This is a genomic window from Burkholderia arboris, assembly GCF_038723655.1.
In the GTDB taxonomy this organism is placed as follows: Bacteria; Pseudomonadota; Gammaproteobacteria; order Burkholderiales; family Burkholderiaceae; genus Burkholderia; species Burkholderia arboris.
This window is the reverse complement of the sequence record NZ_CP109821.1, coordinates 3,073,867-3,087,105: the sequence shown is the minus strand read 5'-3', so window position 1 is coordinate 3,087,105 and position 13,239 is coordinate 3,073,867. Positions and strand designations below refer to the sequence as shown.

Annotated in this window: 14 protein-coding genes; 7 read left to right on the top strand and 7 right to left on the bottom strand. The window is 67.4% G+C overall.

Annotation, left to right across the window (positions count from 1 at the left end):
* The first annotated feature begins 32 nt into the window (after positions 1-32).
* Positions 33-401 (top strand): hypothetical protein, encoded by a 369-nt coding sequence (locus OHZ10_RS14500; RefSeq protein ID WP_059233269.1) that lies wholly within the window; start codon positions 33-35, stop codon positions 399-401.
* Between the two features lie 88 nt (positions 402-489).
* On the opposite strand, the gene OHZ10_RS14495 is transcribed toward OHZ10_RS14500, so the two are convergent.
* Together OHZ10_RS14495 and OHZ10_RS14490 are read right to left on the bottom strand one after the other, a co-directional pair.
* A complete protein-coding gene (locus OHZ10_RS14495) occupies positions 490-687 on the bottom strand; it encodes a hypothetical protein (protein ID WP_006477892.1) in 198 nt (65 codons plus the stop codon).
* Positions 688-989: 302 nt separating this feature from the next.
* A complete protein-coding gene (locus tag OHZ10_RS14490) occupies positions 990-1,769 on the bottom strand; it encodes a DeoR/GlpR family DNA-binding transcription regulator (protein WP_014896128.1) in 780 nt (259 codons plus the stop codon).
* A gap of 211 nt (positions 1,770-1,980) precedes the next feature.
* On the opposite strand from OHZ10_RS14490, the gene OHZ10_RS14485 reads away from it, so the two are divergent.
* The 3 genes from OHZ10_RS14485 (at position 1,981) to OHZ10_RS14475 (ending at position 5,338) form a co-directional block, all read left to right on the top strand.
* Positions 1,981-3,621: a gamma-glutamyltransferase family protein gene (locus OHZ10_RS14485; RefSeq protein WP_342702848.1), complete on the top strand. Its 1,641-nt coding sequence runs from the start codon at positions 1,981-1,983 to the stop codon at positions 3,619-3,621.
* A 312-nt stretch (positions 3,622-3,933) separates the two neighbouring features.
* Positions 3,934-4,761, top strand: coding sequence for a ferritin-like domain-containing protein (locus OHZ10_RS14480; RefSeq protein ID WP_059233270.1), 828 nt, complete (start codon positions 3,934-3,936; stop codon positions 4,759-4,761).
* A gap of 70 nt (positions 4,762-4,831) precedes the next feature.
* Positions 4,832-5,338 carry a hypothetical protein gene (locus OHZ10_RS14475; RefSeq protein WP_059233271.1) on the top strand — a complete coding sequence of 169 codons (507 nt, stop codon included), beginning with the start codon at positions 4,832-4,834 and terminating at the stop codon, positions 5,336-5,338.
* Here OHZ10_RS14475 and OHZ10_RS14470 read toward each other — a convergent pair.
* The 3 genes from OHZ10_RS14470 to OHZ10_RS14460 all read right to left on the bottom strand — a co-directional run bounded on the left by OHZ10_RS14470 (position 5,332) and on the right by OHZ10_RS14460 (position 9,005).
* Positions 5,332-6,795 (bottom strand): DEAD/DEAH box helicase, encoded by a 1,464-nt coding sequence (locus tag OHZ10_RS14470; RefSeq protein ID WP_342702846.1) that lies wholly within the window; start codon positions 6,793-6,795, stop codon positions 5,332-5,334. The two genes, OHZ10_RS14475 and OHZ10_RS14470, sit on opposite strands and share 7 nt — an antisense overlap.
* Before the next feature lie 127 nt (positions 6,796-6,922).
* Positions 6,923-8,221 carry a c-type cytochrome gene (locus tag OHZ10_RS14465; RefSeq protein ID WP_059233273.1) on the bottom strand — a complete coding sequence of 433 codons (1,299 nt, stop codon included), beginning with the start codon at positions 8,219-8,221 and terminating at the stop codon, positions 6,923-6,925.
* A gap of 19 nt (positions 8,222-8,240) precedes the next feature.
* Positions 8,241-9,005, bottom strand: a complete 765-nt coding sequence (locus OHZ10_RS14460; RefSeq protein WP_034189042.1) for a c-type cytochrome — start codon at positions 9,003-9,005, stop codon at positions 8,241-8,243.
* A 378-nt stretch (positions 9,006-9,383) separates the two neighbouring features.
* Here OHZ10_RS14460 and OHZ10_RS14455 point away from each other — a divergent pair, with 378 nt between their 5' ends.
* Complete coding sequence (locus OHZ10_RS14455; protein WP_342702845.1) at positions 9,384-10,316, top strand: CopD family protein; 933 nt, start codon at positions 9,384-9,386, stop codon at positions 10,314-10,316.
* Between the two features lie 147 nt (positions 10,317-10,463).
* Here the strand turns inward: OHZ10_RS14455 and dgoD are convergent, their stop codons facing one another.
* Entirely contained in the window at positions 10,464-11,612 is a 1,149-nt protein-coding gene (dgoD, locus tag OHZ10_RS14450; RefSeq protein WP_342702844.1) for a galactonate dehydratase, read from the bottom strand.
* Between the two features lie 134 nt (positions 11,613-11,746).
* Between dgoD and OHZ10_RS14445 the strand changes: the two genes are divergently transcribed.
* On the top strand, positions 11,747-12,451 hold the full coding sequence (locus OHZ10_RS14445; protein ID WP_059233276.1) for a FadR/GntR family transcriptional regulator: 705 nt from the start codon (positions 11,747-11,749) through the stop codon (positions 12,449-12,451).
* Positions 12,452-12,478: 27 nt separating this feature from the next.
* On the opposite strand, the gene OHZ10_RS14440 is transcribed toward OHZ10_RS14445, so the two are convergent.
* Positions 12,479-12,724 carry a DUF1272 domain-containing protein gene (locus OHZ10_RS14440; protein WP_059233277.1) on the bottom strand — a complete coding sequence of 82 codons (246 nt, stop codon included), beginning with the start codon at positions 12,722-12,724 and terminating at the stop codon, positions 12,479-12,481.
* Between the two features lie 154 nt (positions 12,725-12,878).
* Between OHZ10_RS14440 and OHZ10_RS14435 the strand changes: the two genes are divergently transcribed.
* Entirely contained in the window at positions 12,879-13,226 is a 348-nt protein-coding gene (locus tag OHZ10_RS14435) for a GFA family protein (RefSeq protein ID WP_059233278.1), read from the top strand.
* The last annotated feature ends 13 nt before the right edge of the window (positions 13,227-13,239 follow it).

Below are 13,239 nucleotides of genomic sequence, written 5' to 3'. Positions count from 1 at the left end.
CTGGCGGAATCGACCGTTTCGCGAGGTGAATCATGCGTATTGGGATGTGGGCCGGCGTGTGCGCCGTCTTTCTGGCGGGGTGCAGCGCGGGCATGCCGCCGCTCACCGGCAACTGGCGGGCGCCGTCGTTCGTCGACCTGCAGACATCGTGCGGCGGCACGGCGCGCGACTGGGGCGCGGACGCGCAGCCGGTCTACTCGACGCTGTACGACGCGTATGTGGCGAAACGGTATCGCGGGCTGACCGAAGCGAACTATTGTGCGTTCGTAAACGAACTTTCGACCCACTATGTGGCGCCTGACGCGGCGGCGCGCGCCGGCTGGATCGCGTATTTCAACGGGGCGCGCGCACAGGCCATCAGCTGGCGGGCGGCGGTCGATCCGACGCTGCGCGGCGGTTGAAGCGGGCTGCGGAGAACGGGCGGGACGAGCGGAAGCGACCGCGTGGCCGGGGATCCGGCTACGCGGTCAGGTCAGGAACGGCGGAATTTCACGAATAGCGGTACTTGATGGATCGCAGCGCGGCGTCGCCGGTCTCGGTCACGCAGTATTTGCGCCCCGAACCGAGCCCTTCCAGGCGAACGAGCTGCTGTTCGAGCAGGATGTCCAGTTCATCCCGATCCATGTCGCGCTGATCAGGCGCGTCCTTCACAAGCAATAGCGTGGCGAATTCATGCGGACTCAGCATCGTTCTCTCCATGGCAATCGGACTGCCCGCGCGGCCGGCGCACACGCCGACGCGCGATACCCCGCGGGGTATGGCTTGGGGGGAAAGCTGTATTCGCCGGCCCTGCGGTTCGCACTCGCCCTGGCACAGGCGGATCGGGCGAACGGGCCGGGGAACTGGAGTCTAGTCGAGCACGCAGGCAACGACAAATCGTGCCCCGTTAATTTTCCGTTTGACAGGAACGGGCACCGCAAGCGGTTCGCGCGCGGCGCCAACTTCTTGATTTCACTTGAAGTTTCAGGTGCGGTGCAGCATCGCAGCCGTCATTCCGCGATGTACACCTGGGTGCCGGCGGCGGCCACCGTATCGGCCATCTCCGGCGGCAGCGGCTTGTCGGTGAAAAGCGCGTGCACCTGGCTCAGATGGCCCTGGCGCACCAGCGCCGGGCGGCCGACCTTCGAATGGTCGGCCACGAGGTAGACCGTGCGCGCGTGCTGCATGATCGCCTCGGCCACGCGCACCTCGCGCGTGTCGAAGTCGCGCAGCGTGCCGTCGGCCTCGATCGCCGACGTGCCGATGATCGCGTAGTCGACCTTGAACTGCCGGATGAAGTCGATCGCGAGCTCGCCGACGATCCCCTTGTCCCACGGCCGCACGATGCCGCCCGTGATCAGCACCTCGCAGTCGGGGTAGCCGCTCATCATCGACGCGACGTTCAGGTTGTTCGTGATCACGTGCAGCCCGTGATGGCGGTTCAGCGCGCGCGCGACTTCCTCGGTCGTCGTGCCGAGGTTGATGAACAGCGATGCCTGGTCGGGGATGTGCGACGCCGCGAGCGCCGCGATGCGCCGCTTCTCGTCGTGGAACATCCGCTGGCGCGCGGTGTACGACACGTTCTCCGAGCTGGTCGGCAGGCTCGCGCCGCCGTGGTAGCGGCGCAGCAGGTTCAGGTCGGCGAGCCAGTTCACGTCGCGGCGGATCGTCTGCGGCGTCACCGCGAAGTGCGCGGCGAGATCGTCGACGGTCACGAAGCCGTCGCGCTGCACCCATTCGAGCAATTCCTGCTGGCGCGCGTTGAGGGTGAGGCGGGGATCTCGGGTCATGGCTCGATGGTCGTGTCGTGAGACGGAGCAGGTATTGTAAGGGCGGCAACGCCGTTCGGCCGGCCCGGCCCGCACGGCGACGCTCGATTCATGCGGAAATTGCATGGATTCATGTGACAAATGAATTTGTGCGATTCCGTCGATCGCGCTGCAATGGCGGATTGCCCGCGCATGCGGGCGCGTTCATTCAGCTTTCGACGAGGTGGCATCGATGACTGGCTTCAACTGGCACAACCCGTATCCGACGACCCGCATTCCGGTATTCGCGCGCAACGTCGTGTCGACGTCGCACCCGCTGGCCGCGCAGGCCGGGCTGCGGATGCTGTGGAAGGGCGGCAATGCGGTCGACGCGGCGCTGGCCGCCGCGGCTGCGATCACCGTCGTCGAGCCCGTGTCGTGCGGGCTCGGCGGCGATGCGTTCGCGCTCGTGTGGGACGGTGAGCGGCTGTCCGGGCTGAATGCGTCGGGGGTCGCGCCGGCCGCGTGGAACGTCGACTACTTCCGCAAGCGCCACGGCGAGGATGCGCGCGGCTTCGCGAACAAGCCGACGCGCGGCTGGGACACCGTCACCGTGCCGGGCGTGATCGCGGGCTGGGAAGCGCTGCATGCGAAGTTCGGTTCGCTGCCGTTCGCGGACCTGCTCGAGCCGGCGATCGAGATCGCGGAGCGCGGCTATGCGGTGCCGCCGATCGTCGCGCACAAGTGGGCGGCGGCCGTTCCCGAACTGCAGGGCCTGCCGGGCTTCGCGGACACCTTCATGCCGCGCGGCCGTGCGCCGCTCGTCGGCGAACGCATGTGCCTGCCCGGTCATGCACGGACGCTGCGCGCGCTCGCGAAGGACGGTGCCCGTTCGTTCTACGAAGGCGCGCTCGCCGAGCGCATCGCGGCGTTCTCGCGCGAAGGCGGCGGCGCGATGACCGAAGCCGACCTGCGTGCGTACCGGCCGGAATGGGTCGAGCCGATCGGCAAGCGCTTCGGCCGCCACACGATTCACGAGATCCCGCCGAACGGGCAGGGCATCGCCGCGCTGATCGCGCTGGGGATTGCCGAACATGCGGGCGTGACCGATTGGCCGCTCGATTCGGTCGACTCGCAGCATCTGCAGATCGAGGCGATGAAGCTCGCGTTCGCGGACGTCTATCGTTACGTCGCCGATCCGCGCGCGATGGACGTCACGCCGGAGCAGATGCTCGACGATGCGTATCTCGCCGGGCGCGCGAAGCTGATCGACCCCGCGCGTGCGACGCACTTCGGCGCCGGCCGGCCGCATTCGGGCGGCACGGTCTACCTGTCGGCCGCCGACGAGCGCGGGATGATGGTGAGCTTCATCCAGTCGAACTACATGGGCTTCGGTTCGGGGCTCGTCGTGCCGGGCACCGGCATCGCGCTGCAGAACCGCGGGCAGGGCTTCTCGATGGACCCGGCTTCGCCGAACGTCGTCGCGGGCGGCAAGCGGCCGTTCCACACGATCATCCCCGCGTTCGTCACCGAGGAAGTCGACGGCCGCACCGAGGCCGTGATGAGCTTCGGCGTGATGGGCGGCGACATGCAGCCGCAAGGCCACCTGCAGACCGTCGTGCGGATGCTCGGCTACGGGCAGCAGCCGCAGGCCGCATGCGATGCGCCGCGCTGGAAGGTCAACCGCGACTTCACGCTCGACGTCGAATCCACGATGAATCGCGCGACCGTCGACGCGCTGGCCGCACGCGGTCATACGATCAAGTCGATCGACGATCCTTACATGGATTTCGGCTCGGGGCAGTTCATCTGGCGTCTCGACCGCGACGATCGCGAGCGCGGCTACGTGGCCGCGAGCGACAGCCGGCGCGACGGCCTGGCAGCCGGTTTCTGACGGATCGCTTCCGTTTTGCGTGCCCGACGGGCGGCCGAATGGCCGCCCGTTTCGTTTGGCGCGGCCATACCATCGAACGTGCGCAAGCGGTTTGAAGGACTCGTCTAACGAACGGCAACAGACGCTGTGGAACTGCGCTTGTCCGGTATGGTCAGTGCTCTGGAGCACGAACATCAAAGTCCGGCTAAGATGCCTGGATGGTTCGGCCGGACCAATTCACTATAAACGACGTAAAACGCCGCCTGCGGGAAGGTCGGCGCCTGTGCCGAAGGCATGGGCCGGCCCCCGCGCGACGACTGGGAGCGCACCACCATGGACACCAAAACGACGCATGTGATGCCGTGGCGTATCGAGGACATCGACCTGAACCGGATCGATCGTCAGCGTGCGGCCGCGAACGAGGATCTGCTGCTGCTGCTGTGCGCGTCGTCGTTCATCGAAAGCGGCTCGGATCTCTACACGAGCAATCTGAGCACATTCTTCAATGACGATCCGGAAGTCTCCGCATGGCTCAACAATGCATGGGAGCACGAAGAATTGCAGCACGGCCGCGCGTTGAAGGCGTACATCGCGCACGTATGGCCCGAGTTCGACTGGGATACCGCCTTCGCGAATTTCTTCGCCGAGTACTCGAAGACCTGCTCGGTCGAGGCGTTCGAGAAGACCCGTGCACTCGAGATGGTCGCGCGCTGCGTCGTCGAGACCGGCACGGCCACGCTCTATCGCGCGATCAACGAGTGCTCGGACGAGCCGGTGCTGAAGGAAATCACCGACAACATCCGCACCGACGAAGTGCGCCACTACAAGCACTTCTTCAAGTTCTTCAAGAAGTACAACCAGGTCGAAGGCAACGGCCGGCTCGCGGTGCTCGGCGCGCTGATGCGCCGCGTGATGGAAATCAAGAACGAGGATTCCGAGATCGCGCTGCGCCACGTGTTCGCGATCCGCTACCCGGATCGCATCGGCGACAATCAATACAACCGCGAGCGTGCCGCGCGCATCAATTCGCTCGTCCGGCGCAACCTGTCGGCCGACATGTGCGTGAAGATGCTGCTCAAGCCGCTCGACCTGCCCGCGAAGATCCAGCCGGGCGTCCACTATCCGCTCACGAAGATCACGCGGCACGTTTTCCTGCGCTGATCGCCTCGGCGCGGCCTGCCGCGCGTATGCTGGTGCCTTCGCATCCGATCCGCACCAGAGCCACGCCATCATGACCGATACCCATCGCCACGCACTCGAACAATGGACGTTCGACGCGTGGCCGCCGGCCGTCGTTTCGCTGTTCGACGGCACCGCGCTCGAGCGTCATGCCGACATCGCCGCATCGCTGATCGTCGCGACCGACGACGGCCAGTTGCGCACGACGCTGCTCGGTGTCGGCGAGATCTATGCGCGCGATGCGCGCACGCTGCTGATTGCGCTATGGCCGCAGTCGCGGGCGGCGCGCGCGATCGCGCAACGGCGCACGGCCGCGTTGACGCTCGTCGCGGACGGCGCGTTCTTTCAGGCGCAACTGGAGATGATGCCGCTCGAAGGCGACTTCGGCGGGCTGGCCGGATTCGCTGCGACGATCGCGCACGGCGATGCGCAGCGGGTCGGCTATGCGCGCCTCGCGACTGGCGTCACGTTCACGCTGGAAGGGGAGCGCGCGGCGGTGCTCGCACGCTGGCAACGCCAGGTCGAGCACCTGCGGCGCGCAGCCGCGCGGCTTCAGTGACCGCGCTGGCCGCTGCGCGACGAGCGGTTGCGGTTCGGGTGCGCGGCATTGCCGTTCGCCGGGCGTGCGCCGTTGCCGCCACCCGCCGGACGTCCGCCGCTATTCCCGCCGGCGCCGGCACCGCCTTGCGTGCGCGGCTTCGCGGCCTTCTGCTGCGACGTTTTCGGTTGCGCGTTGCCTTCGCGTTTCGCGGCCGGCTGGCCTGAGCCGCCTGCACGCGGCTGGCGATTGCCGCCGCCGCCGCCGCCGCCACCGCCACCGCCGCGCGGTTGCTGCTGGCCGCGGCGCTGCTGGATCGGCTCCGGCTTCGCGTGCGGATCGGGTTCGAAGCCCGCGATCACTTCCTGCGGAATCTCGCGCTTGATCAGCCGCTCGATGTCGCGCAGCAGCTGCTTTTCGTCGACACACACGAGCGACACGGCTTCACCGGTCGCGCCTGCGCGGCCCGTGCGGCCGATCCGGTGCACGTAATCCTCGGGCACGTTCGGCAGGTCGAAGTTGACGACGTGCGGCAGCTGGTCGATGTCGATCCCGCGCGCGGCGATATCGGTCGCGACGAGCACCTGCAGCGTGCTGTTCTTGAACTCGGCCAGCGCGCGCGTACGGGCCGACTGGCTCTTGTTGCCGTGGATCGCCATCGCGCTGATGCCGTCCTTCGTCAGCTGTTCGGCGAGCCGGTTCGCGCCGTGCTTGGTACGCGTGAACACGAGCACCTGGAACCAGTTGTGTTCGCGGATCAGGTGCGTGAGCAGCTCGCGCTTGCGATCGCGGTCGACCGGGTGGATCTTCTGCGCGACGCTTTCGGCGGTCGTGTTGCGGCGCGCGACTTCGATCAGCGCGGGCGAATCGAGCAGGCTGTCCGCGAGCGCCTTGATTTCATCGGAGAAGGTGGCCGAGAACAGCAGGTTCTGGCGCTCCGGCGGCAGCTTCGCGAGCACGCGCTTGATGTCGTGGATGAAGCCCATGTCGAGCATCCGGTCGGCTTCGTCGAGCACGAGGATGTCGAGATCCGACAGGTCGATGGTCTTCTGCTGCATGTGGTCGAGCAGGCGGCCCGGCGTCGCGACGACGATGTCGACGCCGCGCTTGAGCGCATCGATCTGCGGATTGATGCTGACGCCGCCGAACATCACGGTCGAGCGCAGCTTCAGGTACTTGCTGTATGCCCGGACGCTTTCCTCGACCTGCGCGGCGAGTTCGCGCGTCGGCGTGAGGATCAGTGCGCGCACCGCGCGCTTCGCGCCGCGATTGTCCGCGTAGAACGTGTGCAGGCGTTGCAGGATCGGCAGCGTGAAGCCGGCGGTCTTGCCGGTGCCGGTTTGCGCGCCGGCGAGCAGGTCGCCGCCGCCGAGGACGGCAGGGATCGCCTGCTGCTGGATCGGAGTCGGCGACGTGTAGCCGAGCTCGTTGACCGCCTTGACCAGCGGTTCGGCCAGGCCGAGAGATTCGAAAGACATAGATACCACTCTTGAGTTTTATGATCGGCGACACCTCGCGCGGCCCGCGCGGGGACTGGCGTCGCAAAAAGCAAAGGGGCGCGGCTGCGGTTTCCCGCAGCCGCGCCCCGTTTGCGTCACGCGTTATTTAGTCAAGCGGCGCGGAACGCAGGTCACTCACCTGTTGTGGCGAGATCGGCGTACCGTTGTTGCCCCACGACATCCGGATGTACGTTACTACTGCTGCGACTTCCTGGTTCGACAGCGACTGCGCGAACGGCGGCATGCCGTACGGACGCGGGTTCTTGAACGTGCTCGGCGGATAGCCGCCATTCAGCACCATGCGGATCGGGTTGACTGCCGATTCCATCATGATCGAGTGGTTGCCCGCGAGCGGCGGATAAGCAGGCGGCTTGCCCGCGCCGGTTTCGGCGTGGCAGGTCGCGCAGTTGTCCGCGTAGATCTTCTTGCCCTGGTCGAACAGCGCGTTGCCGAATTGCTTCGACGGCTCGTATTGCATGTTCTTCGGCGCTTCAGCCTTCTGCGGGATCGACTTCAGGTACGTCGACATTGCGCGCGTATCTTCGTCGGTCATGTACTGCAGGCTGTTGTGGACCACGTCCGCCATCGGGCCGAACACCGCGCCCTTGTTCGACACGCCGGCCTGCAGCAGGTCGGACAGCTCCTGCACGTGCCAGTCGCCGAGGCCGAGTTCCTTGTCGTTCGTCAGCGACGGCGCATACCAGTTCTGCAGCGGGATCAGGCCGCCGGCGAACGCCGACGAGCTCACCGGGCCGCCCATCATGTTGATCGACGTGTGGCACATCGAGCAGTGGCCGAGGCCTTCGACGAGGTAGGCGCCGCGGTTCCATTCGACCGATTTCGTCGGATCCGGCTTGTACTCGCCTTCCTTGAAGAACAGCGTGCGCCAGCCGATCAGCAGGTTGCGGTTGTTGAACGGGAACTTCAGTTCGTGCGGACGGCTCGGCACCGATACCGGTGCGACCGAGCGCAGGTACGCGTAGATCGCGTCCGAATCCGAGCGCGTGACCTTCGTGTAGCTCGCGAACGGGAAGCCAGGATACAGCAGGCTGCCGTCCTTCGAACGACCGGTGTGCATCGCGCGGTAGAAGTCGTCCGACGTCCACTTGCCGATACCGTTCTGGTCGTCCGGCGTGATGTTCGGCGTGTACATCGTGCCGAACGGCGTCGCCATCGGCAGGCCGCCCGCGAACGACTTGCCGCCGCGCACGGTGTGGCACGCGATACAGTCGCCGACGCGCGCGAGGTATTCGCCCTTCTTGATCAGCGCGGCCTGGTCGGCCGGCGTGGCCGCGACGGCGGCAGCGCCGTGCAGCGTGTCGTTGCCCGGCCACAGGACCGGCACGAGGGCGGCGGCCGCGACGATCGCGACGGCCGAGAGTGCAAACAGGGACTTGCGTTTCATTGTGTCTGTCTCCCTTGCCTTATTGCGGTTCGCTGCCGCAGGCGAGCGGAGTCTTCATCGAACGCGCCGGGGCCGGCACGGGGTTGGCGGGCGCCGGTTGTGCGGCGAGCCATGCGGTCACGGCCGTCACGTCTTCGTCGGACAGCTTCGACGCGATGTCGTGCATGCAATCCGGTGCCTTCGCGTGGCGGTTGCCCGAGCGCCAGGCGCCGAGCTGCGCGCTCAGGTAATCGGCGTGCAGGCCGACGAGGCCCGGGATCGCCGGCTGCATGCCGGTCAGCCCTGCGCCGTGGCAGGCCACGCAGGCCGGCAGCTTGCGGGACGGATCGCCCTGCGTGACGAGCTGCTTGCCGCGTGCGAGCGTCGCGGCCGGCAGCGTCGGCTTCGCCGGCGTCGGGTACGGCGGACGTTCGGCCGAGAAGTGCTCGGCGATTTCGCGCAGGTAGTCGTCGTTCAGGTACGTCAGCAGGTAGTTCATCGGCGGGTACTTGCGCCGGCCGTCACGGAAGTTGACGAGCTGGTTGTACAGGTACTCGGCCGGCTTGCCGGCAAGACGCGGGAAATAATCGTTGTCCGTGCCCTGGCCGTGAACGCCGTGGCATGCGGTACAGCCGCGCACGCGCTCGGCCATGGTATCGGGTGCCTTGAGCGGCGCCTGCTGGGCGTGCGCTTGCTCCGTGGGCTTGGTCTGCGCTTGGGCAGCGCTCATAAGGCCCGCGCCGCCGATCATCAGAACGGCGAGCAGCGGACGGAAGAGGCGTCTTGAAGACACACGAGACTCCATGTTTATTCGTCGGGGACCTTGTCCGGGCTACGATCGGCTCGGCGCATGGACGGCAGGACAGCCGGGCTGCTGCGACGCGGCATTCTATCATCGATGGGTAATGACGGCTATTTGGCAAAAGGACATCGGTTCCTGTCTGTTTGCGACTTGCGACAATTTGACGCGCATTGCTGCGCCGCTGTGTGAACCGGCGTGCGTTTTCACCATCGAAGACCGTACACTCGCGGGTCGCGCGGCGCCGCCTCCGCCGCTGGTCCAGTCATTTCTCCCGTTTCCGGATTCATCGATGACGTTTTCTACCGTGCCGTTGCTTGCCTCACGCTGTCCGTTCCGTTGCCGCCGCCTTGCCGGCCCGTCGCTGTCGGGAGGGGGCGCGCGATGAAGTTCGACAGCTTGTGGATCGGTCAGGTCGCGCTCGCGGCGCTGATGGACGCCGCGTTCGCGATGGCGGTCGGCTCGGCGCTGCTCAAGGCGTGGCTCGGCAAGGACGGCGCACGGCCGGTCATCGCGCCGTCGCATCCGGCGTGGCTGCGCGCGCAACATTCGCTGGTCGCGGCGGCGCTGGCGCTGGTGCTCGCCGATCTCGGCTGGCTCGTCTACGAGGCCGCGACGATGAGCGGCTCGGGGCTCGGCGGTGCGTTCGCCGCGATTCCGACCATGCTGATGCAGACGCACACGGGCTTCGCGTGGAGCGTCGCGTTCGCCGGTGCCGTGCTGCTCGCGCTCGTCGCGCTCGCGAAGCCGGACGGCCGGGTCGCACACGCGGTGCTGTGGCTCGCGGTGATCGTGGTCGCGGCGGGCAAGGCGTCGCTCGGCCACGCGGCCGATACGGGCGCGCTGTCCGCGGCGGTCGGCGTGCACACGCTGCACCTGCTCGCGACGGCCGTGTGGGGCGGCCTCGTGCTCGCGGGCGGGCTCGCGGTGCTGCCGACGCTGGGTTCGTCGGTCGCGCGCGGCGCGCTGATCCGCATCGGCCAGCACCTGTCGCGCACGTCGATCATCGCGGTCGTGTTCGTGCTCGGCACGGGCGTGCTCAACGCGATCCGCGGGCTTGGCGGTTCGCTTGCGCCGCTCGACGGCAGTACGTGGGGTCGCGTGTTGCTGCTGAAGCTGCTGCTCGTCGCGCTCGCGCTCGTGCTCGGCGGCCTGAACCGCTTCTCGGCGCTGCCGCGCCTGCGCCGCACCGCGTCGACCGAGGATGCACACACGTTCCGCAACATCCTGCATCTCGAAGGGATGACGATGATCGGCGTGTTCATCGCGGCGGCCGTGCTGTCGTTCAGCGTGCCGGGGTTCGCGGCGCTCGGCTGACCGCGGGTTCCGTGCGGGGCAGCGTAGCGATGCTCGTTGTCGACGCCCCGCGGATCGCAGAAGCAAAAACGGCCGCCTGTCGGGCGGCCGTGTCGAAGCCGGTGCGCGGCGTGATCGTCGCGCATGCCGGCTCATCCGATTCCTTCATCACCACTCGGCGACGCTGCCGTCCGCATGGCGCCACACCGGGTTGCGCCAGCGGTGGCCCGCCTTCGCCATCTCGCGCACCTTCTCCTCGTTGACGTCGATGCCGAGCCCCGGGCCTTGCGGGATCGCGACGAAGCCATCCTCGTAGCGGAACACTTCGGGGTTGCGCAGGTAGTCGAGCAGGTCGTTGCCCTGGTTGTAGTGGATGCCGAGGCTCTGTTCCTGGATGAACGCGTTGTAGCTGACCGCGTCGAGCTGCAAGCACGCGGCGAGCGCGATCGGGCCGAGCGGGCAATGCAGCGCGAGCGCGACGTCGTAGCTTTCCGCGAGCGTCGCGATCTTGCGGCACTCGGTGATGCCGCCGGCGTGCGACGCGTCGGGCTGGATGATGTCCACGTAGCCGCCCGCGAGGATGTGCTTGAAGTCCCAGCGCGAGTACAGCCGCTCGCCGAGCGCGATCGGCGTGTTGGTCTGGTTGACGATGTCGCGCAGCGCCTCGGCGTTCTCCGACAGCACCGGTTCCTCGATGAACATCAGCTTGTACGGGTCGAGCTCCTTCGCGAGCACCTTCGCCATCGGCTTGTGCACGCGGCCGTGGAAGTCGACGCCGATCCCGACGTGCGGGCCGACCGCGTCGCGCACGGCCGAGACGTTCGCGATCACCTGTTCGACCTTGTCGTAGGTATCGACGATCTGCAGCTCCTCGGAGCCGTTCATCTTCACGGCCTTGAAGCCGCGCTCGACGACCGCGCGCGCATTGTTCGCGACGTCGCTCGGCCGGTCGCCGCCGATCCACGAATACACCTTGATGCGATCGCGCACCTGGCCGCCCAGCAGCGCGTGCACCGGCACGCCGTGATGCTTGCCCTTGATGTCCCACAGCGCCTGGTCGACGCCGGCGATCGCGCTCATCATGATCGGGCCGCCGCGGTAGAAGCCCGCGCGGTACATCACCTGCCAGTGGTCCTCGATCAGCAGCGGGTCGCGGCCGACGAGGTAATCGGCCAGCTCCTGCACGGCGGCCTCGACCGTATGCGCGCGGCCTTCGACGATCGGCTCGCCCCAGCCGACGATGCCTTCGTCGGTTTCGATCTTGAGGAACAGCCAGCGCGGCGGGACGACGAAGGTTTCGAGGCGGGTGATTTTCATGACGCGAGTCTCCATGGTTGACCGGCGCGGCCGCTCGGGCGCGGCGCACGGTCGCGTGCTTTCACGGTTATCCTAGCGTAGCCCGATAAAAAATAGTATTAATAGCATTATTGTGCAGATAGTGGGCAGCCGGCCTGCCGGCTCACCGGAGAACGATCATTCAACGCGACCTGCATGGACAGACGGCCTTCCGGCTCGCGACGGCGATCCTGCGCGGCGACTATCCGCCCGAATCGCTGCTGCCGAGGGAGCCCGACCTGATGGAGATGTACGGCGTGAGCCGCACGGTGATGCGCGAGGCGCTGCGCACGCTGACGTCGAAGGGGCTGGTCGAATCGCGGCCGAAGGTCGGCACGCGCGTGCGGCCGCGCCGCGCGTGGAACCTGCTCGATGCCGATCTGCTCGACTGGTACGCACGCGTCGCGCCGCCGCTCGCGTTCGCGCTGAAGCTGCAAGAGATGCGCGAGATGATCGAGCCGTACGCGGCCGCGCTGGCCGCGCGTACGCATACGCCCGAAGCATTCGTCGCGATCGACGACGCGGCGCGCGCGATGGCCGCCGCGCGCAACGTCGACGAATGGGTGCGCGCCGACCTGCGCTTTCACCTGAGCGTGCTCGAGGCCGGCGGCAACGAGCTGCTGGTGCCGCTCGGCGCGCTGATCGACCGCACGCTCGAGGCGCAGCTGCACCTGAACGCGCGCCGGGCCGACGTCTACAACGCGTCGCTCGCCGAGCACGTGGCCGTCAGCGACGCGATCCGCGTGCGCGACGAGGACGGCGCGCGCCGCGCGATGGCGACGCTGCTCGCGGTGACGCGCGCGCGAATCGAGATGTCGTGACGGAAAGGGGCGGGCGGCGAGGCGCCGTCAGGCGTTCGCGCAGCCGCCCGGCTTGACGATGCGTTCCGTCGACGCCGGGTACTTCGCGAGCAGGCTCGCAGAGCGCCGCGGGCGTGCGACCAGGTCGCCGCCGCAGTTCGGGCAACGGCCCTTCAGCACGTCGTCGGCGCAGGTCGCGCAGAACGTGCATTCGAACGTGCAGATGCGTGCTTCCGTCGAATCGGGCGGCAGGTCCTTGTCGCAGCATTCGCAGCCGGGGCGCAGTTCGAGCATGACGGTTTTCCTTGGTTGGATAGGGTCGGGACGCGCGCCGCCGGAGATTGCGTGCGGCGCATGCGAGCGCTACTGTACGCGTTTGGATCGGCCTGGCCAACGGTGTTCCGCCCCGGGTGCCGTCGATGCGCACGGGCCGCACCGGGAGACGACCATGCTTTATCGTGGCAGCTGTCACTGCGGAGACGTGAAGTTCGAGGCGGAAGGCGACCTGCAGGGCGTGATGGCCTGCAACTGCTCGATCTGCCAGCGCAAGGGCGCGCTGATGTGGTTCGTGCCGCGCGATCACATGACGGTGCTCACGCCCGACGAAAATCTCGCGACCTACATGTTCAACAAGCACGTGATCCAGCATCGCTTCTGCAAGCGCTGCGGGATTCACACGTTCGGCGAGGGTGTCCATCCGAACGGCACCGCGATGGCCGCGATCAACGTGCGCTGCCTCGAGGGCGTCGACCTCGACGCGCTGCCCGTCACGCACTACGACGGCCGCTCGCACTGAGCGGCGCGCCGGC